The sequence below is a fragment of the Paraburkholderia pallida genome (assembly GCF_004524855.1).
Classification (GTDB): Bacteria; Pseudomonadota; Gammaproteobacteria; order Burkholderiales; family Burkholderiaceae; genus Paraburkholderia; species Paraburkholderia oxyphila.
Genome location: NZ_CP038149.1, coordinates 792,416 through 819,405 on the forward strand (window position 1 = coordinate 792,416; position 26,990 = coordinate 819,405).

The window sequence follows — 26,990 nt, forward strand, 5'->3', positions numbered from 1 at the left end:
AAAGCAATGAATAAACAAACGATGGCGAGCACGGCAAGCGGGGTGATCAGCGGCGCGGGCGTCATTAATTCCACGTGGCTCTGGTTCTTGGCGGACCCGGCGGCGCACACCCTCTCGATCCTGACCGCATTGCTCGTCATTTCCCAACTGTTCTGGGGCTGGAGAAAGTTCCTGAAGGGGGGCGTCTGATGAAGATCCGACTGGTGGAGGACTGGAAGGAGGCATGGAAGTGGAGCGAGATGCGGATCATGTTCGCCCTGAGCGCGCTGCTCGCAGCGGCGCCGCACCTCGCGCAGCTGCTCGCGGACAACTGGCCGAGCGTGTATCCGTTTGTGCAAACGTACCTGCCACAGGTGCCGCAGACGTTCTGGCCGGCGGCCGGCGTGGTGCTGGCGATGATCGCGCGCGTGCTGGAGGTCGGCGCGAAGGGAGGCGGGGATGCTCAGTGACCTCTTTGCCGCGATCCTTGCGCTGTTCCGCCGCGCGCCTGCGCCGGCGCCGGTTATTCGCGACAACAAAATCATCGGTCCCGTCAGTGGTGGCATTCAGTTCGGCAAATCGCCGACGCTACCCGGGTCGACGCCCGTCGTCGCCCCGTTGGTTCCGGTTCCTGTGACGGCGCCCGCGCCGGGGGCAAAACCAGAAGTGGCTGCGCCGCATGGGCCAACGTGGATCGATCTGTGCCGGCCGATGACCGAGCACTTCGAGCGCTGCGTGCTGATCGCCTATCCGGATCCGGCATCGGAGCTCGGTGTGGCCATTCAGGCGCGCGGGCAGTGGGAGCACGTGCTCAACGGCATGGCGATCCCGCAGGACCTTCTGCATCTCGACGGCGCGCCGTGGACGTGCGGCTATGGCTGCACCGGTGCGGACATCGTCTATGGCACGGTATGGACGCCAGCGCACGCCGACTCCCAGCTCACCATTCGCCTCAACCAGGCGGCCGATGCCGTCGACCGGCGCGTCAAGGTCGAGATCACGCCGGCGCAGAAGGGCGCGCTCGCCGACTTCGTGTTCAACGAAGGCGAAGAGAACTTCGCGACGTCGATGCTGCTGCGCCTGCTCAACGCGAGCGACTTCGTCGGGGCGGCCGCTCAGTTCGCGCGCTGGGATCTGGCGAAGGGGAAGGTGATGCCGGGCCTCGTCACGCGGCGCGCCGCTAACAAGCAGCTTTTCACTACCGGAGCATGGCAACCATGACCCTCATCGTCTCTTTCCTCGTCGCGCACCTCACGGCCATCATCCCCTGGGTCATCGGCGGCGCTGGTGTGCTCTTCGGCGTATTCCGCCATCAGCAGGCCAAGACGGCCACGGCCAAGGCCGCCGCGACCGTCGCCAAGGCCCAGGCCTCGGTAGCGCAAGGCAACGCCGTGACGGCCCTCGCAGGGCAGCAGGATGCCTCGAACGCAGCGCAAGCCCAGCAGCAGGCTGCGGCGATACCTGATGCCAACCTCGACGCGGAGCTGCAGAAGCTCAGCGCGCTTCGGAAGGACTGACCATGCGCCTCTTGATCCTGCTCACTGTCGCGGCGCTCGCGGGCTGCGCTGCGCAGTGCCCACCGCCGCCCGCGCCGCGCATCGTCGACACGAGCTGCTCATGGGTCAAGCCCATGACCGCCTCGAGCTCGGACACGCCCGACACGAAGCGCGAGGTGATCGCCTACGAGCTCGCGCGGCAGAAGAACTGCCCGAAGGAGCCGCAATGATCCTCTGGTTCTATCTCGCAAACATCTGCATCGGCCTATGGAACCTCGGGCGCGCGACGGCCAACGTCTACCACCCGAACGGCCACGGCTACTTCGTCGGCTGGTGGTATTGCGTCGACTGCCTGTGCAATGCGATCGCGGGCGGCGATCCGGACGAGACCATCAGCAGCCGGGCCGGAAAGGCGCGCGCGGCCGGGCGAGAGTGGGGATGCATCCTGTGTGCGTTTCTGGGGTGGGTAGCGACGCTTATTGCCGGGCAGCCTACCGACCATTGCGCCGAGTCCATCGAGACGAATGAGGGTTCGCGGGCGATCATTCCGGACGGGGACTAGCGCGTCCGAGACTGTGACCAGTTTGTGCCCACAATCGTTTTCGCGACTCCGGGAGAAGTCCGAAAACATTGAAAAGTGCGACCTGACCATCAAAAGCCCTTAGCTGACCGGCGCGGGCTTTATTTCAATAAAAATCAGTCGGTTACATCACTTTCGTGTTGCTTCTACGGGTTTTTGTGGCTTATCAGATCGGCATTGGAATCGAGATGGAGCTTGCGCATGGCCGCCCGCTTCTGGGTGGCGACGGTCGTCACCGACCGGTTCAGGCGCTTGGAGATTTCGGTGACGCTCAGGCCGAGCGCGAAGAGCCGCACGACTTCGAGCTCGCGCGGCGAGAGGGGATTCGTGCGGCGGAATTCGTCGGCGGTCGAGCCTTCCGTGGCGAGCCGCTCGGCAATGCGCGCGGAGAGCGTCGTGCCCGGCTCGACGAGCGCGCGCTGGCAGACTTGCGCGAGCGTCGGAATGGGCTCGTCCTTGCCGACGAGACCGGCCACGCCCAGCTCGGCGAGCTCGTGCAGGATGCCGCCGTTGGTGAGCATCGTGAACACGACGACGGGGGTGTCCGGATAGAGCCGGCGCAGGCGGCTGATGAGGCGCAGGCCGTCTTCGTCCTCGACCTCGCCCTGCATCGAGAAGTCCGTGACGATGAGGTCGCACGGGGTGTTGCGCAATGTTTCGATAAGATCGGCGCCCGACCCGGCGGTCGCCACGACCTTCTGTCCGGGAATCTGGTCGAGGTAGTCGGTGACGGCCGTGAGCACGACAGGATGGTCGTCGGCCACCACGATCCGCAGGTCTTGTGTTGCGTTCGTCATGAGCGTGTACGTTTTGCCTGGATTCGCAGTCTGTAGGAGGCCGCGTGGGGCCGGGCCGTATGCCCCGCGGCTATACCGGATAGCTATCTCATTATATGTCAGGGGATTATTGGGCCTCCCGTAGGATGTCTGGGTAACTCATATAGGACTACGGTCGGTTCCCGGCATGGGCACGGTCCGTTCGAATAAGGGCGGTTGCGATGCGTTAGCGATCGGCTTGCGGCCGTTCGTGAGCGATGCCGGGCGCATCGCTGGTGTTGGCCGTGGGGCAGCGCGCGTGGAAGCAGGCGACCGCAAAGCGAGCTTCGCTACCCGTAGGCGTGCCGCAGGCCTGGTTGCACGTGCGCGTGGGCATCTGCGCGAAACGCAGCGGCTCGGGGCGCACGCGCGGCTGAGGCGCGTGGGCCGGTTCCGCGCGGCCATGCACGGGCGCGGGCGCGGAGCGCATGCTGGCGAGGCTGAACACGATCGCCCACGCGGACATCGTCCAGCAAAGGGCGCCGCCTGCCGCCATCAGCCAGAAGGTGGAGCGGGGCTCGCGCCAGAGCAGGTACAGCGCGGCGAAGAAGGCGACATAGAAGACCGGCAGGAGGTAGACCCCAAAGCCGCTCGCCCATTCGCAAGCGCTCAGGATCCACGACGCGGCGGGTCGATTCCGAGGAAGGGGTTTGGCGATGGACATGACGGTATCGGATTCAAGAGGGCTGGGAGCAGAGGCGTTGAGCGCCCCCACGTCTTGACTCTATCGACTAGGGCTGACAGAAAAAATCGGACGATTTCGAGAAACTACGAAATCGGCGTACGCAAAGTCGGACATCGCAAGATGAATGCAGGCGAGGGTGTTGCGTCGCAGCATTGCGTGGCGGCCGGCGCGGGCGCCGGGGATTTTCGGCCGGACGGCGCGAACTCGATGCGCGGCGCATGGTCCTATATCGCCAGAGGAAGGCGGGCATGGCCGCCGTGACTGCCCGAACGGGGCCGGCAAGGCATGCCGTTGCAGCGGCCGGCGACCACGCACGCTATCCTCAGGCGCTTCGCGCAGCACGTGTGCGCGGGCATCGACTTCACGGATCCGTCTCGACAGGAACATCTCAATGCGCCGACGTCAATTTCTCCTCAACTCCAGCACCGCGCTCGCCGCGGGCGGCCTTGCGCTCGCCGGCTGCACGACGACCCCACTGGGTTCGGGAAGCAGCGCCGCCCAGAACACGGCCAGGCGCAACTCCATCGACGCGAGCGTGGACGCCACGCTCACGCGCCTCTACAGCACGGTGACCGGCTCGCGCGAGCTGCTTTCGAAGGCGAGCGGGGTGCTCGTCTTTCCGGGCGTGATCGCGGCGGGCTTCTGGATCGGCGCGCAGTACGGCACCGGCGCGCTGCGCGTGAACGGGCGGACCGACGGTTACTACAGCACCCTCGGGGGCTCGTTCGGCCTGCAGATCGGCGCGCAGTCCAAGGACATCATCTTCGCGTTCATGAACCAGGGCGCGCTCAACGACTTCGTCAACAGCCAGGGCTGGTCGGCCGGCGCCGACGCCACGGTGGCGCTCGTCACCGTGGGGGCGAACGGCAATATCGACACCTCGACGGCGACCAGCCCCGTCGAGGCGTTCGTGCTGACCAACGCCGGCTTGATGGCCGGGGTCTCGCTCGAAGGCGTGAAGGTCTCGCGGCTGGTGATCTAGGGTCGGTTCACGCTGAAAACAGGCCCTGACAGGCTTGCCGTTTCCTCTCGCGCCGCGCGTCCGTCCCGCAACCGGACGCGCGGCGCGTCTTGCCGGACGCCGTCTTGCCGGGTTAACTATGATTTTGGAAATATTTAACTCTAAACTATACTGACTCGACGCGCGGCATGGGTCCGCCGTGCGGCAGAGGCAGATCATCGAAGGGGACGGTCATGGCAGAGCGGTCGTTTGTCGAGGAAGTGAAGAAACTGCGCCTTGGCGCAGGTGAGGTGTTCAGCGGCGAAGGCATTCTCGCCGTGACGAAGGCGCTGCTCGAATCGGGCGTGGCGTACGTGGCCGGCTACCAGGGCGCGCCGATCTCGCATCTGATGGACGTGCTCGCGGACGCGCAGGACATCCTGAGCGACCACGGCATCCGCTTCGAGAACAGCGCGAGCGAGGCCACCGCCGCGGCGTCGCTGGCCGCCTCCGTCAACTATCCGCTGCGCGGCGCGGTCACCTTCAAGGCCACGGTGGGCACGAACGTCGCGTCCGACGCGCTTGCGAATCTCGCCTCGGGCGGTGTGACGGGCGGCGCGCTCATCATCGTCGGCGAAGATTACGGCGAGGGCTCCTCGATCATGCAGGAGCGCAGCCACGCGTTCGCCATGAAGTCGCAGATCTGGCTGCTCGATCCGCGCCCCAATCTGCCCTCGATCGTGCAGGCGGTGAAGGACGGCTTCGACCTCTCCGAGGCGAGCAGCACGCCCGTCATGCTGCAGCTGCGCATTCGCGCGTGCCATGTGCACGGCCAGTTCGTGGCGTCCGACAATCGCCGCTCCGCCTTCACCATCAAGGATGCGCTCGAGCACCCGCAGCGCGACGTCGAGCGCATCGTGCTGCCGCCCGCGAGCTTCCTGCACGAGCGCGAGAAGATTCACGAGCGCTGGCCGGCCGCCGTGAAGTTCATCGAAGAGCGGCAGCTCAACGAATTTTTCTCGGCCGATGCACGCGATATCGGTATCGCGGTGCAGGGCGGCAGCTACAACACGGTGCTGCGCGCGCTCGAGCGGCTCGGCCTCGCGGACGTCTACGGCGAATCGGAGATTCCGCTTTACGTGATGAACGTGGCGTATCCGCTCATCGATTCGGAGTGGGAACGATTCTGCGCGGGCAAGCGCGCCGTGCTCGTGATCGAAGAAGGGCAGCCGAACTTCGTCGAGCAGAACGCGAGCGCGATCCTGCGTCAGCGCGGCGTGAGCGCCGCGCTGCACGGCAAGGACGTGTTGCCGCTCGCGGGCGAATACAACGCGGCGACGGTCATGAAAGGCCTGCGCACGTTCTTCGAGCGCTATGGCGTGCTCGAAGCGCAACCGGCGCCGCGCAAGGTGATTCCGGTGAAGGCGGTGCCCGCCGATGTTCCGGCGGGGCGTGCGGAAGTTGCCGCAGCGACGCCCGGGGCGGCGCGCTCAGCCGAGCAAGGCGTGGCAAGCGCCGAAAGTGCGGAAAGCGCCCCCGCCGCCTCCGTGCCGCCGCTCGACGACAGCGTGCACGCGCGCCCGCCGGGCTTCTGCACGGGCTGCCCGGAGCGTCCGATCTTCACGGCGATGAAGCTCGTCGAGCGCGAGCTGGGCCCGCACCACGTGAGCGCCGACATTGGCTGCCATCTGTTCTCGATCCTGCCGCCGTTCAATCTGGGCGCGACGACCATGGGCTACGGCCTCGGCAGCGCGAGCGCATCGGCGCTGAACGCGAGCGCGGACAAGCGCGCCATCTCGGTGATGGGCGACGGCGGCTTCTGGCACAACGGCCTCACGAGCGGCATTGCCAACGCGGTCTTCAACAAGAGCGACAACCTCACGATCGTCGTCGACAACAGCTATACGTCGGCCACGGGCGGCCAGGACATTCTTTCGTCGACGGCACTGAACCCCACGCGCAGCACGGGCCACGAGATCGAGCAGGCGGTGCGCGGCGTGGGCGTGAAGTGGGTGAAGACGGTGCGCCGCACCTACGACCTCAAGACGATGATGGCGACGCTCAAGGAAGCGCTCACCACTGGCGCGAAAGGGCCGAAGGTGCTGATCGCGCAGAGCGAATGCATGCTGAACAAGCAGCGCCGCGAGAAGCCGAAGCAGCGCAAGGCGATTGCCGCGGGCGAGCGCGTGGTGCGCGAGCGCTTCGGCGTGGATTCGGACACCTGCACCGGCGATCACTCGTGCATCCGCCTTTCGGGCTGCCCGTCGCTCTCGATCAAGCCCAACCCCGATCCGCTGCGCACCGATCCGGTAGCGAGCGTGCTCGACAGTTGCGTGGGCTGCGGCCTGTGCGGCGAGGTCTCGCACGCGGCGGTGCTGTGCCCGTCGTTCTACCGTGCGCAGATCATCAGCAATCCTTCGAGAATGGACAAGCTGCGCCAGCGCGTGCGCGACGTGGCGATCGGCTGGCTGCAGCGCCGCGAGGCGCGCCGCCGCGCGCGCTATGCCTTTTGACCGTCGACCATCGAGACTCCGGGCAACACCATGAACAACGCACAACCGATCAAGATTGCGATTCTCGCCATGGGCGGCGAGGGCGGCGGCGTGCTGGCCGACTGGGTCGTCGACCTGGGCGAGCATAACGGCTATTACGCGCAGACCACCTCGGTGCCGGGCGTCGCGCAGCGCACCGGCGCGACGATCTATTACGTCGAGCTGTTCGCGCGCGACGAGCGCGAGCCGCGCACGCCGATTCTCGCCTTGATGCCACTGCCCGGCGACGTCGACGTGGTGCTGGCATCCGAGCTGATGGAGGCGGGCCGCGCCGTGCAGCGCGGGCTCGTGACGGCCGAGCGCACGACGCTCGTGGCCTCGACGCACCGCGTCTACTCGATCGCCGAAAAAACCGCGATGGGCGATGGCCGGGTGGACGACGGCGCGCTCATCGCCCACGCGGGCGCGGCGGCGAAGCGCTTCGTGCGCTTCGACATGGCGCAGGCCGCCGAAGCGAGCGGCAGCGTGATCAGCGCGGTGCTGTTCGGCGCCCTGGCCGGCACCGGCGTGCTGCCGTTCAGCCGCCGCCAGTTCGAGGAGACGATCGAGCGCGGCGGCGTAGGCGTGAAGCCGAGCCTGCGCGCGTTTGAGTTGGGCTACGCCCGTGCGGGCGCCGACGAAGGCGACGCGCAAGAGGGCGCACCGCCTTCTGAATCAAGCGACCAAGCGCCGGCGCCTCGCGACCCGGTCGTGGCCCGTCTGCTCGAACGCGTGCGCGCGGAGCTGCCCGCCGAGGTCCAGTCGTTCGCCATCGAGGGCGTGCGCAGGCTGATCGATTATCAGGACCCCGAATATGCGGCGCTCTATCTCGACCGGCTCGCGAACCTGCGCCGCACGCTGCCCGAGGCGCCGGGCACCTTGCTGCGCGAGACGGCGCGCTATCTCGCGCTATGGATGTCGTACGAGGACACGATCCGCGTGGCCGACCTCAAGACGCGCGCCACGCGTTTCGAGCGCGTGCGCGGCGAGGTGCGCGCGCAGCCGGACCAGCTGCTCGCCATCAACGAATTCATGCATCCGCGCATCGAGGAAATCTGCGAGACGCTGCCCGCCGGCATCGGCCGCTGGCTCGCGAAGCCGCACGCCGTTCATCGTCTCGTCAAGCGCCATACGAAAGCAGGGCGCGTGGTCAAGACGAGCTCGCTGCGCGGCTACCTGATGCTCTACGCGGTCGCGCGCCTGCGCGGCATGCGCCGGCGCACGCTGCGCTACGAACTCGAGAGCGCGCGCATCGAGGCCTGGTTGCAGCAGATCGTGCAGTCCGCGCAGCACAATCCGGCGCTGGCCGTCGAAGTCGCGCAATGCCAGCGCCTCGTGAAGGGCTACAGCGACACGCATGCGCGCGGGCTCGCGAACTACCAGACGCTCATGGGCGCGGTGGTGCGTGCAGGCGCGCGACTTGCGCCCGCGACCTTGCGCGATCTGCGCGATGCGGCGCTCGCCGACGAGCACGGCCACAAGCTGCGCGCCGCGCTCGTGCGGCACGCGCTGGCATAATCGCAGGCCGTGGACGGAGACATCGCAATGACAACGCACGCACCCGTATTCAGCCGGCGGCACAAGATTCATTTTTCCGAATGCGATCCGGCCGGCATCGTGTTCTACCCGCAGTACTTCGTGCTGTTCAACGACCTCATCGAGTCGTGGATCGACGCGCTCTTGCCCGAGGGCTATCACGGCGTGATCGGCGCGCGTCGCGTGGGCATGCCCACGGTGCATCTGGAGGTCGATTTCAAGGCGGTCAGCAAGATGGGCGACGAGGTGTGGCTCTCGCTCGACGTGGAGCGCATCGGCCAGGCGTCGCTCACGCTGGCGTGGGCGTGCACGGGCACGGACGGCGTCGTGCGCATGAGCGCGAAGCAGACGATCGTGACGACCTCGCTCGACACGCACAAGGCCATGCCGATTCCAGACGATTTGCGCCGCGCGATCGAGGGCGCCGCCCAGGACGCCGCCGCGCGCGCAGGCGAGAACTGAGCGGTGCCTGTGAGCGGCCGCGGCGTGCGCGTGCCGCGTTGTTCAGGCAGCCGGGCGATGCAGGTCGATCAGCATGCGCAGCGTGGCCTTCAATTCCTCGGCCTTTTGCGCGCCTAGCGGCGCGAGCACCTGATCCTCGTGCTGTTTCGCCTGCACGATCAGTTCGGAAACGAGCTTCTGCCCTTGCGGCGTGATGCGCACGAACGTGACGCGCCGGTCGGTCTCGCTGGGAATGCGCTTGACGTAGCCTTGCGCCTCCATGCGGTCGAGCAGGCGCGTCACGGTCGGCTGTTTCGTCACGGAAATCTGCGCGAGGCGGCCGATGCTCATCGCTTTCCCATCGGAAAGCGTGGACAGCACGCGCCAGTCCGAGATCTCGAAGCCGGCTGCCTGCACGATCACGTGGAACTCGCCGGAGATCAGCTGGCTGACCTGGGCGAGCAGCGCCGGGGTGTAACTGTCGACAAAACTGCTGGTGGGAGACAGGCTCATACGGTGGAGAGTGCGTAAAGAACGGCGACTGCGGACGGCGCGTATCGACGGCCACGGTGGATGGCCAGACCGACGGCCACGGCGGAGCGCGGACTGCCTGCGCCGGAACGCAAACATACCACGTCCCCAAAGGGGTTAACCATGATTTTGAAATGATTTAGACCTAAAGATAATTTTAGCGTGAACAGATCCTGAGCGAGGAGCGCAAGATGACGAGCAGTCTGGAGCAACTGACCACCGATCTGGCGAGCGGCCGTGTGCGCGTCGTGGATCTCACCCAAACCCTGTCGCCCGAATTTCCGGCCTTGCAATTGCCGCCGCAATTCGGCCAGGTGTGGGCGTTCAAGATGGAAAAGATCAGCCAGTACGACGAGCAGGGCCCGGGCTGGTACTGGAACAACTTCTCGTGCGGCGAGCACACCGGCACCCACTTCGATGCGCCGGTACACTGGATTTCCGGCAAGGACCACGCGCAGAACGCCGTGGACACCATCGACGTGAAAAACTTCATCGCGCCGGCCGTGGTGGTGGACGCGAGCGCCGAAGTCGCCGCGAATCCCGACTGGCTTTTGACGGTGGGCTTTCTGGAGGCGTGGGAGGCACGGCACGGCCGCATTCCGGCCGGCGCGTGGGTGCTGCTGCGCTCGGACTGGTCCAAGCGCACGGATCCAGCCGAGTTCCTGAACCTGCGCGAAGACGGCGCGCATACGCCGGGGCCGACGCAGGAGGCCGTCGAGTGGCTGATTCATGAGCGCAAGGTTCACGGCTTCGGCGTCGAGACCATCAACACCGACGCGGGGCAGGCCTACGCCTGGCCCCTGCCGTATCCATGCCATACGCTCATGCATGGATCGAACCGCTATGGGCTGCAGTGCCTGAAGAACCTCGATCAACTGCCGCCCACGGGCGCGGTGATCGTCTCGGCGCCGCTGAAGATCCAGGCCGGCTCGGGCAGCCCCTTGCGCGTGCTCGCGCTGGTGCAGGACTAAGGCCCGTTCACGCTGATCACGGGCGCTAGAGCACCACGCGCACGGCCGCCCGATCAGCGCGCCGTGTCCAGCGCTGCTTCGAGCACTGAGAAAGTCCGCTCGTCGGTCCGGTCGAAATTGAGCGGCGTGACCGACACGCGCCCCGAGCCGACCACGGCCGTTTCCGAATCCGGCCCGTTCTCGCGCGGGCCGCGCGTGAAACGCAGCCAGTGATATTCCATGCCGCGCGGATCGATCTGCGGAACGACATCGATCCCCTGCACGAGTCCCACGCCCTGGCGCGTGACGGTGAGCGGCCCTGCCGCACTGGCCTCCACATCCGGGAAATTCACGTTCAGGCACACGGGCGCCTCGTGCGAAACCGCTGCGAGGCGGCGGATCACGTCGGGCGCGAGCGCGCGGGCCGTATCCCAGCGCACGTGCTCGCGGTCGCGGAAGGCCTGGCTCAGCGCGATCGACGGCAGGCCGAGCAGGAGGCCCGTCATGGCCGCGCCCACCGTGCCCGAAAACATCGTTTCCACACCCAGGTTGGCGCCGCGGTTGATGCCCGAGAGCACGAGCGTGGGCGTGACATCGCCCATCAGGTGGCGCACCGCCATGACCACACAGTCACCGGGCGTGCCGAGCACGCCGAAGCGGCGCTCGCCGCGGCGGCTCACGCGCAGCGGCGAGTGCAGGCTGATCGAATGGGAGGTGCCGCTCTGGTCGTGCTCGGGCGCGACGACCCACACTTCATGCGCGAGCTCGGCCGCGACGGCTTCGAGCACGGCGAGGCCGGGCGCGTCGATGCCGTCGTCGTTGGTGAGGAGCACGCAGGGGAGTTTCGAAACGGAGGCGGACATGGCGAGTCTCTTTCGCGGTTTGCGGTCGGGCGGGAGGGGGAGCGGCCATTATCGGCGATCGGGCGGATTGAGGGCTATTTCGCGCCGGATCAGGGCCCATCCGGGTAGACTAGCGGCTCGGCGGCATCGCGCTCCCGGGCCACGCGTCCGGGCCCGGCAGCCGCCGTTCGAGTTCGTGTTCCAGTCCGTTGCGTTGATGCGGCCCGCCGGCCGCGAGGAGACCCCGTGAAGTCGCAAGACCTGCCAGATATTGCTCGCGTACTGTTCGTCGTCGCGATTCTCTGCGCATTGACTGTCGGCTCCCTCTACGTCATGCGCCCGTTCCTTCCAGGGTTGATCTGGGCGACCACGATCGTCGTCGCGACGTGGCCCGCGATGCTCGCCGTCGAGCGGCGCCTCGGCAACCGGCGCTGGCTCGCCACCCTCGTCATGCTGCTGATCCTGCTGGTCGTGATCGTCCTGCCGCTCTATGAAGCGATCTCGACGCTCGCCGCACACGGCAGCGAGATCATGGACCTGATCCGCAAGCTGCCCGAGTACGCCTTGCCGCCGCCGCCCGGCTGGATTCACGACGTGCCCGTGGTGGGCTCGCGCGTGGCCAACGAATGGCAGACGCTCTCTGACGCGGGCCCGGGCGGCCTGCTCGCGCAACTCGAGCCCTACGTGTCGATCGCGGCCCACTGGCTGATTGGGCACGCGGCATCGGTGGGGGTGTTCGTGATGCACATGGTCGTCACGGTGATCATCACGGGCGTGCTCTACAACCAGGGCGAGAGCGCGGCCGCTTACGTCACGCGTTTCGCGGCGCGCATCTCCCCGACCCAGGGCCCGGAGGCCGTGAAGCTCGCGGGCGCCTCGATTCGCGCGGTCGCGCTCGGCATCGTCGTGACGGCCGTGCTGCAATCGGCGCTGGGCGGCATCGGCCTCGCGGTGGCCGGCGTGCCGGGCGCGGGCGTGCTCACCGCCTTGATGCTGATGCTGTGCCTCGCGCAAATCGGTCCGGGCCTGCCGCTGATCGGCGGCGTCGTCTGGCTGTTCATGCACGATGCGCACGTCGCGGCGATCCTGTTCGCGGTGTGGTCCGTGATGGTCATGATGATCGACAGCGTGGTCCGGCCGGTGCTGATCCGGCGCGGCGTGAATCTCTCGATGCTGCTGATTCTCTCCGGCGTGCTGGGCGGCATGTTCGCGTTCGGCATCGTGGGCCTCTTTATCGGTCCCGTGATCCTGGCGGTGGCGTCGGCGCTGCTGAGCGCGTGGATGAAGCAGGTGCCGTCCACGCCCGCCTGAGTTCCCGCTCCAACTGCCCCGCAAGCGCGCTTCTTCCCCGGCATTACATGGCCCCTTGTGGCTCTGCGTGACCCTTCGAGGCCCTTCGTGGGCCTTCACGGGCGGGAAGCGCGCGGCGCGCACGAATCGCACACGACAAGCGCCGCCCATCGCCCGCCTGAGCCGATTCGTCTGACCTGGCGCCCCAGGTCCAGCAGCGGCCACGCCACTCGCCCCTCAAGCAGCCTACCGGCACGCCGGCCGAATCGACGTTACGATGACGGCTGGACTTCGCTTTGCTCTTGCGTTCTTCGCATCTTCGCGTTCATTCACGCTGTCATGTGCCTGACTCGCTGCACACGTCGTCCCGGCTCCCCGGTGCACCCGTGCGCACGCGCACGGCACAGTGCTACCCAAGTTCCCAAGGAGGGGAGATGGCTCAGTTCAACTGCGACATTTGCGGCGTGCGTCCCGCGACCGTGCGGGTGGCCGTGTTGCAGGACGGCCGGCGGCGCTTTCTCGACGTCTGCGACTATCACTACGCCCAGCTCACGCGCCATCAGCGTACGTTGAGCCCGCTCGAGGCGCTGTTCCGCGCGTCCCAGCAGCAACCCGAAGAGGCCGGCGGCCCCAGTGCGCCGCACACGATGGAAGCGGGCGACGGCGCTATCGTCGAGCGCTATTTCAGCGACGTGGCGCGCGATTTGCTCCAGCGTGCCGCCGAGCGCGCCGTGCAGTTCGGCCGCCGCGAAGTGGACACGGAGCATCTGCTCTACGAGCTGGCCGGCAACGATGCGGCCGCGGCCGTGCTCCAGCGCCTCGGCATCGAGCCCGATGACGTGCGCGCGTTCATCGACGCCAACGCGCAAAAGCGCGAACCGGCCGTCGTGGGCGAGGAAGGCCGAATAGCCGTTTCGCCACGCCTGAAGAGCGCGCTCGACCGCGCGTTTCTCGTCTCGCGCGAACTGGGTCACAGCTACGTCGCGCCCGAGCATCTGCTGTTCGGGCTCGCGCAGGTGCAGGACAGTTTCGCGGGCCATCTGCTGAGCCGTCTCGGCGTGACGCCGCAGAAGGTATTGCAGCGTCTCGTGGAAGCGCAAGGCGACCAGCGCGAGCATGCCGCCGCCAAGGCGCCGAGCCCCACGCCGCAACTCGACCAGTACAGCCGCGACCTCACCGCGCTCGCGAGCGAAGGCAAGCTCGATCCCGTGATCGGGCGCTCGAGCGAGATCGAGACCGTCGTGGAGGTGCTCGCGCGCCGCCGCAAGAACAATCCGGTGCTGATCGGCGAGCCGGGCGTGGGCAAGACCGCGATCGCCGAAGGGCTCGCGCAGCGCATGCTGGGCGGCGACGTGCCCGAGTCGCTGCGCGGCAGGCGCCTCGTCGAGCTCAACGTCAATGGCCTGATTGCGGGCGCGAAGTATCGCGGCGAATTCGAAGAGCGCGTGAAGGGCGTGATGGAGGAAATCAACGCCCAGCGCGACAGCCTCGTGCTGTTCATCGACGAGGTCCACATGATCGTGGGCGCGGGCCAGGGCGGCAGCGAGGGCGGGCTCGACATCGCCAACGTCTTCAAGCCCGCGATGGCGCGCGGCGAGCTGAACCTGATTGGCGCGACCACGCTCTCGGAGTACCAGAAGTACATCGAAAAGGACGCGGCGCTCGAGCGGCGCTTCCAGCCCGTGTTCGTGACCGAGCCGAGCGTGGACCAGACCATCAACATCCTGCGCGGCCTGCGCGACAAGCTCGAAGTCCATCATCACGTGACGATACGCGACGACGCGCTCGTGTCCGCCGCTGAGCTCTCCGACCGCTACATCACGGGCCGCTTCCTGCCCGACAAGGCGATCGATCTCATCGACCAGGCGGCAGCGCGCGTGCATCTTTCGGCCACTTCGCGCCCCGCGCAGATTCTCGAGCTCGAGGCCGAGCTGGCGCAGCTCAAGCGCGAGCAGGATTACGCGGCCACGCGCAAGAACTTCGAGCGCGCGCATGCGCTCGACGAGCCCATCGCCGAGAAGGAGAAGGCGCTGGCCGACGCCACCGGCGATTGGAAAGGCCGCCTCGGCTCGGTGACCTCCGACGTGACGACCGAGCAGGTCGCGGAGATCGTCTCTAAGCTCACGGGCGTGCCGGTCACGCAGTTGACCGCGGAAGAGCGCACGCGCCTGCTGGAGATGGAAAAGCGCCTGCACGAGCGGGTGATCGGCCAGGAGCAGGCCATCACGGCGGTGAGCGATGCGGTGCGCCGCTCGCGCGCGGGCCTGCGGCGCGGCCGGCGGCCGACCGCGGTGTTCCTGTTCCTCGGGCCCACGGGCGTGGGCAAGACCGAGCTCGCGAAGGCGCTGGCCGAAGTGGTGTTCGGCGACGAGGACGCCGTCGTTCGCATCGACATGAGCGAGTACATGGAGCGCCATGCGGTGTCGCGCCTGATTGGCTCGCCGCCCGGCTATGTGGGCTACGACGAAGGCGGCCAGCTCACCGAGCGTGTGCGCCGCCGCCCTTACTGCGTGATCCTGCTCGACGAAATCGAAAAGGCGCATCCCGACGTCTACAACGTGCTGCTGCAAGTATTCGACGATGGCCGCCTGACCGACGGCAAGGGGCGCGTGGTCGACTTCAGTAACACGATCGTGATCGCGACGAGCAATCTGGGCTCGGACGTGGTGTCGGGGCAGAAGCGCTCGGGCCCGGGCTTCCTCTCGAGCGCCGACGCCTCGATGCAAAGCGCCGTGCTGGCCGAGTTGCGCCAGCATTTCCGGCCCGAGTTCCTGAACCGCATCGACGACATCATCGTGTTCAAGCCGCTCACCGACGACGAGCTGCGCGCGATCGTGTGCCTGCAGCTCGAGCAGGTGCAACGCATGGCGCGTAGTCAGGACATCGAACTAACGTTCGACGAGAGCGTGGTGGACTTCCTCGCCGCTGAAGGCTACCGGCCGGAATACGGCGCACGCGAGCTCAAGCGCCAGATCCAGCAGACGCTCGAAAACGAGCTGGCGAAGGAGATGCTCAAGGGCGAGGTGAAGGAGGGCGCGAAGGTCGTCTGCCGCTACGATGCGGCGGCGCGCAACATGGTGTTCGAAGCGGCGGCCGCCACGGGCGGCTGACGGGGGCGCTTGAAACGGGCAGTTGAAGCGGGCGGCGGATTCGCGTGCGCCGCTCGCCACGTCGCGCGCGCATTCCGCGCGCCCCCCGGCCTCCCGCCCTCATCGCAGGGGACGCGCCATCAGTTCGTCGAGCAGCGCTTGATAGGTCTTCACGACCTGCTCGTTGTACGGCAGGAAGCGCGCGATCGCACGACGCTGATTCATGCGCCAGCCGGCAACGTCGCGCCCGCGCGCATCGATCGCCTCGATCAGCCGCCGGGCGCCCGCGTGGGCGTCGTTGGCCTCGTAGTAGTAGCCGAGCTCGCGGCACAGCGTGGCGTTGTGCACGAGCGGATAACCCTGCCAGCACGCTTCCAGATAGAAGTAGTTGAGCGGGTTTTCGAGCTGGTGCGAGACCACCACGTCGGTGTTCTCGGCGAGGAAAGCCGGCGTGTCGTGGCGGCCGAGGAACACGGCCTTGTGCTCGCGCACGATGTCGAGCTGGTTCATCAGCGCGATGAAGTCGCGGTTCTCCTGCGCGAGCTTCAGCGCATTGGTCACCTGCAGCCGCTCGATGGCCTCGGGCCGGGCGCGGTAGGCCAGCTCCGCAATCAGCGCGGGGTAGAGGCAGAACTTCACGATGTTGATGTTGGGCTCCATCACCGTGAGCCGCGCCGGCGCGCGGCCTTCGTCGCGCGGCGCGTAGACGCCGCCACCGGGCAGCGCGCGGGTGCGTTCCTCGAGGAAGGCCGGGCTCCACACGAACGGCACGACGCGTCCGCTCGCGCGGCGCAGCACCTCGAAGTAGGACTGGCTGTTGCCGGCCACCTGCGGGATGATCCAGATGTCGTCGTAGCGCTGGTTGACGAACAGGTTGCCGTTCCACATCGGCTTGTTGAACAGAATCCCTTCCGTCGCGTGGATGTACTCGAATCCGCAGCAGTACGAGACGAGGCGCACGCCGTGTGACTTCAGCCATGCAGTGCGCTCGCCGTCGAGCTGGCCGCCCAGCTCGATCACGACGTCGAGCTCGTCCTTGATCTCGTCGAACGCACGCGTTGGCCAGCGCTGCAGACTCCAGGGCAGCGCGTCCGTCACCGGCACGGCCGTCGTGTTGACGAGCGTGGCGCTCGCGACGCCGGGGCAATGACGCAGCGTGTCGGCGAGGAACACCGCGTTTTGCTTGATGCCATTGTTCCAGAGCGTCTCGTTGGGCTGGTGCAGCCCGATCGTGATGCCGATCCTCAGGCCCTTCGCGCTGCGCGGGCCGTTTTGCGTGGCGGTGTTCATGCGGATTCCTTGTCGAACAGTGCGGCGATGGCCGCGCCGTATGCGTAGACGTTGTCGGCGTACTCGGGATGCAGCGTGGCGAGGAACGCCTGCGCATCGCGCCGGTACGAAGCCAGGTTGGCGTCGTGCGTGGCGAACGCATGCAGCAGGGCGCGTCCGCCTTCCTCACAGTCGAAGTCCTGGTAGCGGTAACCGCAGTTGCCGATCAGGTGCGAGTTGTGCACGAGCGGGTAGCCGCCGTGCAATGTTTCGTAGTACAGGTAGTTCTGCGGGTTTTCCCATTGATGCGTGACGACCGCATCCACGTGCTGCGTCATGACCTGATAGAACGGAAAGCGTCCTTCGAACGACGTCAGCCCGTGGCGCACGATGTCGAGGCTATTGGCGAAGCTGCGAAAGCCCGCGTGCTCCCGGGACTTGAAGGTGTTGTAGGCCCACACGTGCTCGAGCATGTCGGGATTCGCGCGGTGCGCGGACTCGCAGCACAGCATCGGAATCTGGCTCGTCTTGACCATGCAGATGTTGGGCTCGAAGATGCCCGCGCGCCAGCGGGGGCGCCCCGGCTCGTAGCCGAAGCGCTGGCCTTCGGGCAGCGCGGCGGCCGCGCGCTCGAGCACGAGCGGGCTCCAGAGGTGCGGCATGATGCGTACCGGCGCGCGCATGGCGCTGCGATAGTACGGCATGCAGGTGTTCTCGTACTCGGCGAGGGTCCAGATCTCGTCGTAGCGCGCGCCGCTGATGAGCAGCGCATGCGGCAAATCGAAGGTCATGCGCTCGATGTCGATCACGTAATCGTTGCCCACGCGCATCGAGACGACCTTGCCGCCGCGCTCGCGGAAGTTGGCGATCCACGCGCGGTCGAGCTGCGCGCTCATCTCGATCATCAGATCGAGCCGCGTGGCGGCGTCGGTCATGTCGATGAGCGGCGCGGGTGCGTCCTTGATGAAGCGGCGCGCATCGTCGAAGTCGCCGTCGCCGCCGCCGATCACGAGATAGACCTCGGCCACCGACGGGACCTGGCGCAGCAGCATCACGAGAAAGAGGCAGTTCTGGAAGATGCCGTTTTCCCACAGCGATTGCTCGCCCTTGCGCACGTAGAGCGAGACGCCGACCTTGAGGCCCCGCGTTTTGATCGCGCTGTCATGAGTTCCGGTGTTCATACGGATTCCTTCTTGAAGAGGGCGTCGATCGCGGCGCCATAAGTGCGGACATTGTGTTCGTTCTCGGGGTGGAGCGTCGCGAGAAAGGCCTTGGCGTCACGCCGGTACGAGGCCAGATTGGCGTCGTGGGTCGCGAACGCCTGCATCAGGGCGCGGCCGCCTTCCTCGCAGTCGAAGTCGTGGTAGCGATAGCCACAGTTGCCGATCAGATGCGAGTTGTGAACAAGCGGATAGCCCCCGTGCAACGCTTCGTAATACAGATAGTTCTGCGCGTTCTCCCACTGATGCGTGATGACGGCATTCACGTGGCGCTCCATGAGCAGATAGAACGGATAGCGCGCCTCGATTGAAGCCACCCCATGGCGCACCATGTCGAGACTGTTCCAGAAGCTGCGAAAGCCGGCGTTCCCTGCGAGCTTGGCCGTGTTGAACGCCCACACGTGCTCGAGCAAATCGGGATTCGCACGGTGCGCGCTTTCGCAGCACAGCAGCGGGATCTGGCTCGTCTTGATCGTACCGAGGTTGGGCTCGAAGATGCCCACACGCCAACGGCCTTGCCCGGGCTCGTATCCGAAACGCCGCGCAGCGGCGGCCCGTCTGAGGACCGACGGGCTCCACAGGTGCGGCATGATACGCACGCTCGCGCGCAGGACGCTGCGGTAGTACGGCACGCAGGTGGTTTCGTACTCGGCGAGGGTCCAGATTTCGTCGAAGGGCTCGCCGGGCAGGAGCGCTTCTTGCCGCCGGTTGAAGATCATGCGCTCGATGTCGATCGCATAGTCGTTGCCCACGCGCATCGAAACGATCTTGCCGCCACGGTCGCGGAAGCGGGCCATCCATGCGCCGTCGAGCCGCGCGCTCATTTCGATCATCAGGTCGAGGCGCGATGCAGCGTTGGCCATGTCGATGATCGGCATGTGCGCGTCGCCGATGAAGCGTCGCGCGTCGTCGACCTCCCCATCGCTGCCGCCAATCACGAGATACACCTCGCCGATCGACGCGACCTGGCGCAACAGCATCACGAGAAACAGGCAGTTCTGGAACACGCCGTTTTCCCACAGCGATTGCTCGCCTTTGCGCACGTAGAGCGAGACGCCAGCCTTCAGGCCCTGGCGCGCCGCAGTGGCGCGGCGTTGCCGGGACGAATGACGCGGCGTGGCGGTTTCGGGCGTGTTCATACGGACTTCCGCACGGGCGCGCTGGCGACGAGTGCGTGCAAGCGCTCCGCATAGGCTTGCAAGTTGGCGTCGCTGAACGGATCGACCGCTTCGAACACGGCGCGTGTGCGTGTGCGGTACGCGTCGAGTCCCGCCTCGTGCCGGTGCGCGGCGGCGATCAACTGCCGGCCGCCTTCGTACGCATCGAAGCCCGGGTAGTAGTAGCCCGCGCCAAAGCCGGCGAGCCACGGCGAGTTGTGCACGAGCGGATAGTCGCCGTACAGCACGTCGAGATAGCTATAGTTCTGGTCGTTGTCCCACTGGTGTGCGAGCACCGCGTCCGCGTGCTGCCCCATGAAGCCGACAATGTCGTGCCGCCCGTGAAACGTCGCGCGATGCTCGCGCACGAGATCGAGCGAGTTGGCGAGATGCAGCATCGTCAGATGGTCTTTCATGTGCAGCGTGTTGAGCGCATGCATTTTGGCTACGCTCGTACGGTCGGCGCGATAGGCCTCGTCGCAGGCGAGCATCGGAATGCTCGAGCACTTCACCACCGAGATATTGGGCTCGAAGATCGCCACGCGCAGCGCGCCGCCGGCGGCTTCCCGCGCGTTGCGGCTCGGCACGGTTTCGTAGCCGTACTGCACGCCATGCCGCGCGACCTCGTCGATGCGCGCCTGCAGGAAGCCCGGGTGCCAGATGTACGGCACTTCGTGCGCGGGACAGCGGTGCAGCGTGCGCATCATCGGCATGTGCCGGCGGTCCTTGGCGACGACCCAGATCTCGTCGCAGCGGTCGGGGCGCGAGGTATGCACGGGCTTGTTGAATACGGCAGGCTCCACGAGCCCCACATAGGGTTGCCCGCAGCAGTAATAAACCACCTTGCGGCCACGCGCGCGCATCAAATCGAGCCACGCGTTGTCGAGCGCGCCGGCCATCTCGATGACCACGTCGACGGCGTCCGTGGCTTCGCGCTGCGTGAGGAGCGCAAGACCCGGCGCGATGTCGTCGACCTGTTGCGGCAACTGCCGTTCACTGCCGACGTCGATGAGCACGACGGACTCGACGAACGGGAGCCGCTGGAAAGCCTGGGCGACGAAGATGACGTTCTGGCCGAGACCGTTCTGCCAGATGTTCTGGCCTGCGTGGCTGAGCACTGAAATGCCGATTCTCATGATGGGTTTTCCGTGTAGGGGCGCGGGTGTTGGCTGGGACCTGCGATGTGAGGCAGTGTGCGCCCGCGGTGGAAACGGAGATATCGGATTAATTCGAATATCTCGAATTTAGTCTCAGGGGAGTGGCGCCCGATTTTCTCGCCGGCACGGATGAAGTAGAAATTCGAAATGCGGGGCAATCGTTTGTCGGCGTCAATAATCGGTGTGGCCATTTATACGAATTTAAAGGTATGGTGTTCCACGCCTTGGAAATACGTGTCTCTCCGCGCTGTAGCGGGCTGCGGAGGTAAGACAATTCTGAATACGGGGCGACGCCCAGGGGGAATAGAAGGATTTCTATAGAGCGGGTTGGTGCCGGATGGAATGCTTTGCATATCGATTTCCGAACACAAAAACGGAAACGTCTGGCCGGTTAAAAACCGAATTCAAAGAGCCGGTTGTGGCTCACGAGTCCAACCCGAGGGTAGTATGAACAAGGCATATCGTTGTGTATGGAATGAGGCGCTGGGCGCCTGGGTTGCTGTATCCGAACTAGACAAGGCTCGTGGCAAACGCACCAGGTCGAAATGCGTGCTTGCCGCGGTCGCTGCGAGTGTTTCTCTGGTAGCGGCGCTTGCGCCGGCTTCCGCATTCGCCTCGTTTGTCATTACCGATACCGGCATGACGAGCAACGCTTCCGGACCCAGCACGCGGGCTGCCAGCTCGGGCGGCCTGGGCGGCACCGCGTCCGCGAACTCGATGGCGATGATGGGCGACGGCGACTGTAACCGCCTGACGAACATCAGCTACGGCGGCGTCTACGGCAATGGCGACTCCAAGTACACCGGCGGCATCTACGGCTTTGGCGTACAAACCTCGGCCACGAGCTACGACGGTCCCTACAACGTGGGTCCGGGTCAAACCAGCGGCTACACGGGTTATACGAGCACCAACCGCGGTAACGTCACGCAGTCCAAGAACGGCGTGGCCGTTACCCAGTCGTGGGGCTTGAACTCGATTGCGTTGGGCTGCGACACCCAGGCAAACGGCTTCGGTGCCTTCTCGAGTGGCTGGGGCGCCCAGGCGAACGGCGCGGGCGCCGTGGCATTCGGCATCTATTCGGTGGCGAGCGGGCAGGGCTCGTTTGCATCGGGTATCGGCGCGACCGCATCGAACACCGACACGATCGCCATTGGCTCGCTGGCCAACGCGACCGGCACGAGCGCGATCGCGCTCGGCGCCCAGGCGACGGCGGCCGGCGCCTCGGGCGTGGCGCTCGGCTATCTTGCCGTTGCGCAAGGCGACTATGGCATCGCGCAGGGCGACAGCTCGGTGGCGGGCGCCACGGGCCAGAACGTGGCGATCGGCTCGGCCGCCACGACGGCGAACAGCTCGACCGCCGCGGGCGGCGCCGTGGCCATTGGCCGTGCGCAGAGCGCAACCGGCGACGGCGCTGTCGCGCTCGGCAGCGCCAACCAGGCGACGGGCAACGGCGCGATCGCGCTCGGTCTCACCACGACTGCCACGGCCAATGGTGCAATCGCCCTTGGCAGCACGACGGTCGCCGGCGCAGCGAATGCCGTGGCGATCGGCCCCAACGCGAACGCCGCCTACGCGAACAGCGTGGCGATCGGCGCCAACAGCAAGACCGGCGCCGCTGCCCCGACGGGCACCGGCTATGCTACCGGCACGGCCGCACCGGCAGCCGAAGTCTCGGTCGGCAACGCTAGCGCGCAACGTCGCCTCACCAACGTCGCGGATGGCTCGGCGCCGCAGGACGCCGTCACGGTCGCCCAGTTGAGCACGAGCGACACGAGCCTTTCGACGAGCATCAGCTCGCTTTCGAGCTCGGCGTCCACGGGCATCGCCTCGCTCTCTACCGGCCTAGATACGACCAACAGCAACCTGAATTCGCTGTCTACGTCCACTTCGACGGGCATTGCCTCGCTGTCGACGGGCGTGGACTCGCTGTCTTCGTCGACTTCGTCGAGCGTGGCATCGCTTTCGACCGGCATCGACACGACCAACAGCAACCTGAATTCGCTGTCGACGTCCGCCTCGACGGGCATCGCCTCGGTTTCGACGGGCGTGGACTCGCTGTCTTCGTCGACCTCGTCGAGCGTGGCATCGCTGTCGACTGGCATCGATACGACCAATAGCAATCTGAACTCGCTGTCGACGTCGACCTCGTCGAGCGTTGCATCGCTCTCGACCGGCATCGACACGACCAACAGCAATCTGAATTCGCTGTCCTCGTCGACTTCGTCGAGCGTGGCATCGCTGTCGACCGGTATCGACACGACCAACAGCAACTTGAATTCGCTGTCCTCATCGACTTCGTCGAGCGTGGCATCGCTCTCGACCGGCATCGACACCACGAATAGCAGCCTGAACTCGCTGTCTTCGTCCACCGCGGCCGGCTTCAATTCGCTGTCCACGAGCATCGATACGACCAACAGCAGCCTGCAGAGCCTTTCGACGGCGAGCGCGAACAGCTCCGGCAACCTCGATTCGCTGTCGACGGCACTGGACGATCTGGCCGCGTCGTCTTCGACCAGCATCAGCTCGCTGTCCACTTCGACCGAGACAGGCCTGAGCTCGCTCTCGACCTCGACTTCGACGAGCGCCAGCTCGCTGTCGACGAGCATCGACACGCTGTCGACATCGGCTTCGACGGGTGTCAGCTCGCTCTCCACGGGCCTGTCGACCACCGATAGCAACCTCGCGAGCCTCTCGACCGGCGTCGATTCACTGTCGACCTCGACTTCGACGAGCGCCAGCTCGCTCTCGACGAGCGTCGACACGCTGTCGACCTCGGCCTCGACTGGCGTCAGCTCGCTCTCGACCGCCATCGACAATCTGTCGACCTCGGCTTCGACGGGGCTGAGCTCGCTCTCGACGGTCACGTCCACGGGGCTGTCTTCGCTCTCGACCGGTGTCGATTCGTTGTCGACCTCGGCATCGACGAGCGCCAGCTCGCTCTCGACGAGCGTCGACACGCTCTCGACTTCCGCTTCGACTGGCCTGAGCTCGCTCTCGACCGTGACGTCGACGGGCCTCTCGTCGCTGTCTACTGGCGTCGATTCGCTGTCCACTTCTGCATCGACCGGCATCAGCTCGCTCTCGACGAGCGTCGACACGCTCTCGACTTCCGCTTCGACGGGCCTGAGCTCGCTCTCGACGGTCACGTCCACGGGTCTTTCGTCGCTCTCGACCGGTGTCGATTCGCTTTCCACCTCGACTTCGACGAGCGCCAGCTCGCTCTCGACGAGCATCGACAATCTTTCGACGTCCGCTTCGACGGGCCTCAGCTCACTGTCGACCGTGACCTCCACGGGTCTCTCGTCGCTCTCGACCGGCGTCGATTCGCTGTCCACCTCGGCCTCGACGAGCGCCAGCTCGCTCTCGACGAGCATCGACAATCTTTCGACGTCCGCTTCGACGGGCCTCAGCTCGCTGTCGACGGTCACGTCCACCGGTCTCTCGTCGCTGTCTACTGGCGTCGATTCGCTGTCCACTTCTGCATCGACGGGCATCAGCTCGCTCTCGACGAGCGTCGATACGCTCTCGACCTCGACCTCCACGGGCCTGAGCTCGCTCTCGACGGTCACGTCCACGGGTCTCTCGTCGCTGTCGACTGGCATCGATTCGCTGTCCACCTCGGCTTCCACGAGCGCCAGCTCGCTCTCGACGGGCATCGACACGCTGTCGACCTCGACCTCCACGGGTCTGAGCTCGCTCTCGACGGTCACGTCCACGGGTCTTTCGTCGCTCTCGACCGGCGTCGATTCGCTGTCGACCTCGGCGTCCACGAGCGCCAGCTCGCTTTCGACGAGCATCGACACGCTCTCGACCTCCGCTTCGACTGGCCTGAGCTCGCTCTCGACGGTCACGTCCACGGGTCTCTCGTCGCTGTCGACTGGCATCGATTCGCTGTCCGCCTCGGCTTCCACGAGCGTCAGCTCGCTCTCGACGGGCATCGATACGCTGTCGACCTCGACCTCCACGGGTCTGAGCTCGCTCTCGACCGTGACGTCCACCGGATTGTCGTCGCTGTCGACCGGCATCGACTCGCTGTCCACCTCGACCTCGACGAGCATCGACACGCTCTCGACCTCCGCCTCGACGGGCCTGAGCTCGCTCTCGACGGTCACGTCCACGGGTCTCTCGTCGCTGTCGACCGGCATCGATTCGCTGTCGACCTCGGCTTCGACGAGCGTCAGCTCGCTCTCGACGGGCATCGACACGCTGTCGACCTCGACCTCGACGGGCCTGAGCTCGCTGTCGACCGTTACGTCCACGGGCCTGTCCTCGCTCTCGACGGGCATCGACACACTGTCGACCTCGACTTCGACGGGCCTGAGCTCGCTCTCGACAGTCACCTCCACGGGTCTCTCGTCGCTCTCGACGGGCCTGTCGACCACCGATAGCAACCTCGCGAGCCTCTCGACCGGTGTCGATTCGCTGTCCACCTCGGCATCGACGAGCGCCAGCTCGCTTTCGACGAGCATCGACACGCTCTCGACCTCCGCTTCGACGGGTCTGAGCTCGCTCTCGACGGTCACGTCCACGGGTCTCTCGTCGCTTTCGACCGGTCTCTCGACCACCGATAGCAACCTGGCCAGCCTCTCGACCGGCGTCGATTCGCTGTCCACCTCGGCATCGACGAGCGCCAGCTCGCTCTCGACGGGCCTCGACTCGCTGTCGACCTCCGCATCGACGGGCCTGAGCTCGCTCTCGACCGTGACCTCCACGGGTCTCTCGTCGCTCTCGACCGGTCTCTCGACCACCGACAGCAACCTCGACTCGCTCTCGGCTTCGACCTCCACGGGCTACCTGGATCTGTCGACGGGTCTCTCGTCGCTGTCCACGCTGACTTCGAGCAGCGTGAGCTCGCTGTCGACGGGCATCATCTCGCTGTCGACCGGCGTGGTTTCGCTCTCGACCGTTGTGATCTCGCTGTCGACGTCGACTTCGTCGAGCGTGGCTTCGCTCTCGACCGGCATCGACACGACCAACAACAATCTGAACTCGCTGTCGACGGCCACCTCGTCGAGCGTGGCCTCGCTCTCGACCGGCATCGACACGACCAACAACAACCTGAACTCGCTGTCGACCTCGACTTCGTCTAGCGTGGCGTCGCTCTCGACCGGCGTGGAGTCGCTGTCGTCGTCGACCTCGTCGAGCGTGGCTTCGCTCTCGACCGGCATCGACACGACCAACAGCAACCTGAACTCGCTGTCGACGTCGACTTCGTCTAGCGTGGCATCGCTCTCGACCGGTGTGGAGTCGCTGTCGTCGTCGACCTCGTCGAGCGTCGCTTCGCTCTCGACCGGCGTGGACTCGCTGTCGACCGGCCTGGATACGACCAACAGCAACCTGAATTCGCTGTCGACCTCGACCTCGTCGAGCGTGGCCTCGCTCTCGACCGGCATCGACACGACCAACAGCAATCTGAATTCGCTGTCGACGTCCACCGTGGCCGGGTTCAATTCGCTGTCCACGAGCATCGACACGACCAATAGCAGCCTGCAGAGCCTCTCGACTGCGGCGGCGACCAGTTCCGGCGGCGTCGACTCGTTGTCGACGACGATGAGCGATCTGTCGACGTCGACCTCGACGGGCATGTCCTCGCTGTCGACCGGTCTCTCGACGGTCACCTCGGCGGTCAGCTCGCTGTCGACCACGCTCGCGCCGGTGGTGCAGATGATCGACTCCGCGAATGCCTCGGGCAATGCCTTCATGGGGACGCTGGCCGGCGGCATGAACAACGACGGTACCGTGCAGACGCGCGGCGCGACGGGCGGTGCGATCCAGAACGCGGCGGTGCAGGGCTGCTCCACGGTGAACGGCGTGGACGCAACGGGCTCGGGCCTGTGCGTGAATGCCAACGGCGAAGGCGCAACGGCTTACGGCTCGAACGCGAACGCCACCGGCGACAACACGACGGCCGTGGGCTACCGTGCCACGACGACCAACGCGAACTCGGTGGCGATTGGCACCAACGCGGTCGCCTCGGGCGCGCCGGCGGTGGCGATCGGCGTGAACTCGCGGGCTTCCGGTGCGGGCTCGGTCGCCATCGGCAACGGTGCGGCTGCGTCGGGCGCGAACTCGGTGGCGATCGGCCAGAACTCGGTCGCGACGGAAGACAACACCGTTTCGTTCGGCACGGCCGGCGGCGAGCGCCGCTTGACCAACGTTGCGCCGGGCGTGGCCCCGACCGACGCGGCCACCGTCTCGCAGCTCGGCGGCGTGCAGTCCAACGTCAACAACGTGGCGCGCACGGCCTACGCCGGCACGGCGCTCGCGATGGCCATGAGCGGCACGTATCTGCCGTCGCTCAATGCCGGCGAGAAGACGATCGGTGTCGGCGTCGGCTCGTACCAGGGCTACAGCGCGGTCGCGGTGAACTTCAAGGGCTTGTCGGGCAACGGACGCTGGGGCTACGGCGCCGGTGTCTCGACCACGGGCCATGAGGTTGGCGTGAACGCCGGGGTGGGCTGGAAGTGGTAAGTCAGCAGTAA

The 26,990-nt window shown here is 66.2% G+C and carries 22 protein-coding genes and 1 pseudogene; 15 read left to right on the plus strand and 8 right to left on the minus strand.

All coding sequences use genetic code 11. The annotated features are described in order from the left end of the window. Positions 1–6: 6 nt before the first annotated feature. The 6 genes from E1956_RS18835 to E1956_RS46890 are packed head-to-tail and all read left to right on the plus strand — an operon-like array spanning position 7 to position 2,037. Entirely contained in the window at positions 7–189 is a 183-nt protein-coding gene (locus tag E1956_RS18835; RefSeq protein WP_134751855.1) for a hypothetical protein, read from the plus strand. Further along, entirely contained in the window at positions 189–449 is a 261-nt protein-coding gene (locus E1956_RS18840) for a DUF7940 domain-containing protein (protein WP_167760069.1), read from the plus strand. Before E1956_RS18835 ends, E1956_RS18840 begins: the two co-directional genes overlap by 1 nt. After that, complete coding sequence (locus E1956_RS18845) at positions 439–1,200, plus strand: lysozyme (protein WP_134751857.1); 762 nt, start codon at positions 439–441, stop codon at positions 1,198–1,200. Before E1956_RS18840 ends, E1956_RS18845 begins: the two co-directional genes overlap by 11 nt. Beyond that, positions 1,197–1,496, plus strand: coding sequence for a hypothetical protein (locus tag E1956_RS18850; RefSeq protein WP_134751859.1), 300 nt, complete (start codon positions 1,197–1,199; stop codon positions 1,494–1,496). The genes E1956_RS18845 and E1956_RS18850 overlap by 4 nt, the downstream gene beginning before the upstream one ends. A gap of 2 nt (positions 1,497–1,498) precedes the next feature. Beyond that, positions 1,499–1,705, plus strand: a complete 207-nt coding sequence (locus E1956_RS18855) for a hypothetical protein (protein ID WP_197732898.1) — start codon at positions 1,499–1,501, stop codon at positions 1,703–1,705. Further along, positions 1,702–2,037: a hypothetical protein gene (locus E1956_RS46890; protein WP_232071718.1), complete on the plus strand. Its 336-nt coding sequence runs from the start codon at positions 1,702–1,704 to the stop codon at positions 2,035–2,037. The genes E1956_RS18855 and E1956_RS46890 overlap by 4 nt, the downstream gene beginning before the upstream one ends. A 164-nt stretch (positions 2,038–2,201) precedes the next feature. On the opposite strand, the gene E1956_RS18865 is transcribed toward E1956_RS46890, so the two are convergent. Continuing rightward, positions 2,202–2,852: a response regulator gene (locus E1956_RS18865; protein ID WP_134751861.1), complete on the minus strand. Its 651-nt coding sequence runs from the start codon at positions 2,850–2,852 to the stop codon at positions 2,202–2,204. Between the two features lie 205 nt (positions 2,853–3,057). Beyond that, positions 3,058–3,534, minus strand: coding sequence for a hypothetical protein (locus E1956_RS18870; RefSeq protein ID WP_134751863.1), 477 nt, complete (start codon positions 3,532–3,534; stop codon positions 3,058–3,060). 412 nt (positions 3,535–3,946) lie between these two features. Here E1956_RS18870 and E1956_RS18875 point away from each other — a divergent pair, with 412 nt between their 5' ends. The 4 genes from E1956_RS18875 to E1956_RS18890 all read left to right on the plus strand — a co-directional run bounded on the left by E1956_RS18875 (position 3,947) and on the right by E1956_RS18890 (position 9,024). Continuing rightward, positions 3,947–4,537 carry a BPSL1445 family SYLF domain-containing lipoprotein gene (locus E1956_RS18875; RefSeq protein WP_134751865.1) on the plus strand — a complete coding sequence of 197 codons (591 nt, stop codon included), beginning with the start codon at positions 3,947–3,949 and terminating at the stop codon, positions 4,535–4,537. A 212-nt stretch (positions 4,538–4,749) separates the two neighbouring features. Continuing rightward, complete coding sequence (locus E1956_RS18880; RefSeq protein ID WP_134751867.1) at positions 4,750–7,008, plus strand: thiamine pyrophosphate-dependent enzyme; 2,259 nt, start codon at positions 4,750–4,752, stop codon at positions 7,006–7,008. 30 nt (positions 7,009–7,038) lie between these two features. Then, positions 7,039–8,544, plus strand: a complete 1,506-nt coding sequence (locus E1956_RS18885) for an indolepyruvate oxidoreductase subunit beta family protein (protein WP_134751869.1) — start codon at positions 7,039–7,041, stop codon at positions 8,542–8,544. Between the two features lie 27 nt (positions 8,545–8,571). Continuing rightward, positions 8,572–9,024 (plus strand): acyl-CoA thioesterase, encoded by a 453-nt coding sequence (locus tag E1956_RS18890; protein ID WP_134751871.1) that lies wholly within the window; start codon positions 8,572–8,574, stop codon positions 9,022–9,024. Between the two features lie 42 nt (positions 9,025–9,066). Here E1956_RS18890 and E1956_RS18895 read toward each other — a convergent pair whose 3' ends face one another. Then, positions 9,067–9,516, minus strand: a complete 450-nt coding sequence (locus E1956_RS18895; protein WP_028218736.1) for a MarR family winged helix-turn-helix transcriptional regulator — start codon at positions 9,514–9,516, stop codon at positions 9,067–9,069. Between the two features lie 209 nt (positions 9,517–9,725). Between E1956_RS18895 and E1956_RS18900 the strand changes: the two genes are divergently transcribed. Further along, positions 9,726–10,505 (plus strand): cyclase family protein, encoded by a 780-nt coding sequence (locus E1956_RS18900; protein ID WP_028218737.1) that lies wholly within the window; start codon positions 9,726–9,728, stop codon positions 10,503–10,505. A 53-nt stretch (positions 10,506–10,558) separates the two neighbouring features. Here the strand turns inward: E1956_RS18900 and surE are convergent, their stop codons facing one another. Beyond that, positions 10,559–11,347: a 5'/3'-nucleotidase SurE gene (gene surE, locus E1956_RS18905; RefSeq protein WP_028218738.1), complete on the minus strand. Its 789-nt coding sequence runs from the start codon at positions 11,345–11,347 to the stop codon at positions 10,559–10,561. 225 nt (positions 11,348–11,572) lie between these two features. On the opposite strand from surE, the gene ydiK reads away from it, so the two are divergent. Together ydiK and E1956_RS18915 are read left to right on the plus strand one after the other, a co-directional pair. Then, positions 11,573–12,637 (plus strand): AI-2E family transporter YdiK, encoded by a 1,065-nt coding sequence (gene ydiK / locus E1956_RS18910; protein WP_134751873.1) that lies wholly within the window; start codon positions 11,573–11,575, stop codon positions 12,635–12,637. Positions 12,638–13,050: 413 nt separating this feature from the next. After that, positions 13,051–15,726, plus strand: coding sequence for an ATP-dependent Clp protease ATP-binding subunit (locus E1956_RS18915; RefSeq protein WP_134751875.1), 2,676 nt, complete (start codon positions 13,051–13,053; stop codon positions 15,724–15,726). Between the two features lie 99 nt (positions 15,727–15,825). Here E1956_RS18915 and E1956_RS18920 read toward each other — a convergent pair whose 3' ends face one another. The 4 genes from E1956_RS18920 to E1956_RS18935 are packed head-to-tail and all read right to left on the minus strand — an operon-like array spanning position 15,826 to position 20,487. Continuing rightward, entirely contained in the window at positions 15,826–16,995 is a 1,170-nt protein-coding gene (locus E1956_RS18920) for a DUF2827 domain-containing protein (RefSeq protein WP_134751877.1), read from the minus strand. Continuing rightward, entirely contained in the window at positions 16,992–18,155 is a 1,164-nt protein-coding gene (locus E1956_RS18925) for a DUF2827 domain-containing protein (protein WP_134751879.1), read from the minus strand. Before E1956_RS18925 ends, E1956_RS18920 begins: the two co-directional genes overlap by 4 nt. After that, on the minus strand, positions 18,152–19,333 hold the full coding sequence (locus E1956_RS18930; protein ID WP_134751881.1) for a DUF2827 domain-containing protein: 1,182 nt from the start codon (positions 19,331–19,333) through the stop codon (positions 18,152–18,154). The genes E1956_RS18925 and E1956_RS18930 overlap by 4 nt, the downstream gene beginning before the upstream one ends. Further along, on the minus strand, positions 19,330–20,487 hold the full coding sequence (locus E1956_RS18935; RefSeq protein ID WP_134751883.1) for a DUF2827 domain-containing protein: 1,158 nt from the start codon (positions 20,485–20,487) through the stop codon (positions 19,330–19,332). The genes E1956_RS18930 and E1956_RS18935 overlap by 4 nt, the downstream gene beginning before the upstream one ends. A gap of 468 nt (positions 20,488–20,955) precedes the next feature. Between E1956_RS18935 and E1956_RS47735 the strand changes: the two are divergent. Together E1956_RS47735 and E1956_RS18940 are read left to right on the plus strand one after the other, a co-directional pair. Beyond that, positions 20,956–21,087, plus strand: a pseudogene (locus tag E1956_RS47735) (ESPR domain-containing protein); the annotation flags it as partial. A gap of 60 nt (positions 21,088–21,147) precedes the next feature. Beyond that, entirely contained in the window at positions 21,148–26,979 is a 5,832-nt protein-coding gene (locus E1956_RS18940; RefSeq protein WP_232071720.1) for a beta strand repeat-containing protein, read from the plus strand. Positions 26,980–26,990 lie beyond the last annotated feature (11 nt).

Excerpts from the sequence above, each read along its gene's own strand:
- E1956_RS18835 (WP_134751855.1), top strand. The coding sequence starts at position 7 with ATGAATAAACAAACGATGGCGAGCACGGCAAGCGGGGTGATCAGCGGC.
- E1956_RS18840 (WP_167760069.1), top strand. The coding sequence starts at position 189 with ATGAAGATCCGACTGGTGGAGGACTGGAAGGAGGCATGGAAGTGGAGC.
- E1956_RS18845 (WP_134751857.1), top strand. The coding sequence starts at position 439 with ATGCTCAGTGACCTCTTTGCCGCGATCCTTGCGCTGTTCCGCCGCGCG.
- E1956_RS18850 (WP_134751859.1), top strand. The coding sequence starts at position 1,197 with ATGACCCTCATCGTCTCTTTCCTCGTCGCGCACCTCACGGCCATCATC.
- E1956_RS18855 (WP_197732898.1), top strand. The coding sequence starts at position 1,499 with ATGCGCCTCTTGATCCTGCTCACTGTCGCGGCGCTCGCGGGCTGCGCT.
- E1956_RS46890 (WP_232071718.1), top strand. The coding sequence starts at position 1,702 with ATGATCCTCTGGTTCTATCTCGCAAACATCTGCATCGGCCTATGGAAC.
- E1956_RS18865 (WP_134751861.1), bottom strand. The coding sequence starts at position 2,852 with ATGACGAACGCAACACAAGACCTGCGGATCGTGGTGGCCGACGACCAT.
- E1956_RS18870 (WP_134751863.1), bottom strand. The coding sequence starts at position 3,534 with ATGTCCATCGCCAAACCCCTTCCTCGGAATCGACCCGCCGCGTCGTGG.
- E1956_RS18875 (WP_134751865.1), top strand. The coding sequence starts at position 3,947 with ATGCGCCGACGTCAATTTCTCCTCAACTCCAGCACCGCGCTCGCCGCG.
- E1956_RS18880 (WP_134751867.1), top strand. The coding sequence starts at position 4,750 with ATGGCAGAGCGGTCGTTTGTCGAGGAAGTGAAGAAACTGCGCCTTGGC.
- E1956_RS18885 (WP_134751869.1), top strand. The coding sequence starts at position 7,039 with ATGAACAACGCACAACCGATCAAGATTGCGATTCTCGCCATGGGCGGC.
- E1956_RS18890 (WP_134751871.1), top strand. The coding sequence starts at position 8,572 with ATGACAACGCACGCACCCGTATTCAGCCGGCGGCACAAGATTCATTTT.
- E1956_RS18895 (WP_028218736.1), bottom strand. The coding sequence starts at position 9,516 with ATGAGCCTGTCTCCCACCAGCAGTTTTGTCGACAGTTACACCCCGGCG.
- E1956_RS18900 (WP_028218737.1), top strand. The coding sequence starts at position 9,726 with ATGACGAGCAGTCTGGAGCAACTGACCACCGATCTGGCGAGCGGCCGT.
- surE (WP_028218738.1), bottom strand. The coding sequence starts at position 11,347 with ATGTCCGCCTCCGTTTCGAAACTCCCCTGCGTGCTCCTCACCAACGAC.
- E1956_RS18915 (WP_134751875.1), top strand. The coding sequence starts at position 13,051 with ATGGCTCAGTTCAACTGCGACATTTGCGGCGTGCGTCCCGCGACCGTG.
- E1956_RS18920 (WP_134751877.1), bottom strand. The coding sequence starts at position 16,995 with ATGAACACCGCCACGCAAAACGGCCCGCGCAGCGCGAAGGGCCTGAGG.
- E1956_RS18925 (WP_134751879.1), bottom strand. The coding sequence starts at position 18,155 with ATGAACACCGGAACTCATGACAGCGCGATCAAAACGCGGGGCCTCAAG.
- E1956_RS18930 (WP_134751881.1), bottom strand. The coding sequence starts at position 19,333 with ATGAACACGCCCGAAACCGCCACGCCGCGTCATTCGTCCCGGCAACGC.
- E1956_RS18935 (WP_134751883.1), bottom strand. The coding sequence starts at position 20,487 with ATGAGAATCGGCATTTCAGTGCTCAGCCACGCAGGCCAGAACATCTGG.
- E1956_RS18940 (WP_232071720.1), top strand. The coding sequence starts at position 21,148 with ATGACGAGCAACGCTTCCGGACCCAGCACGCGGGCTGCCAGCTCGGGC.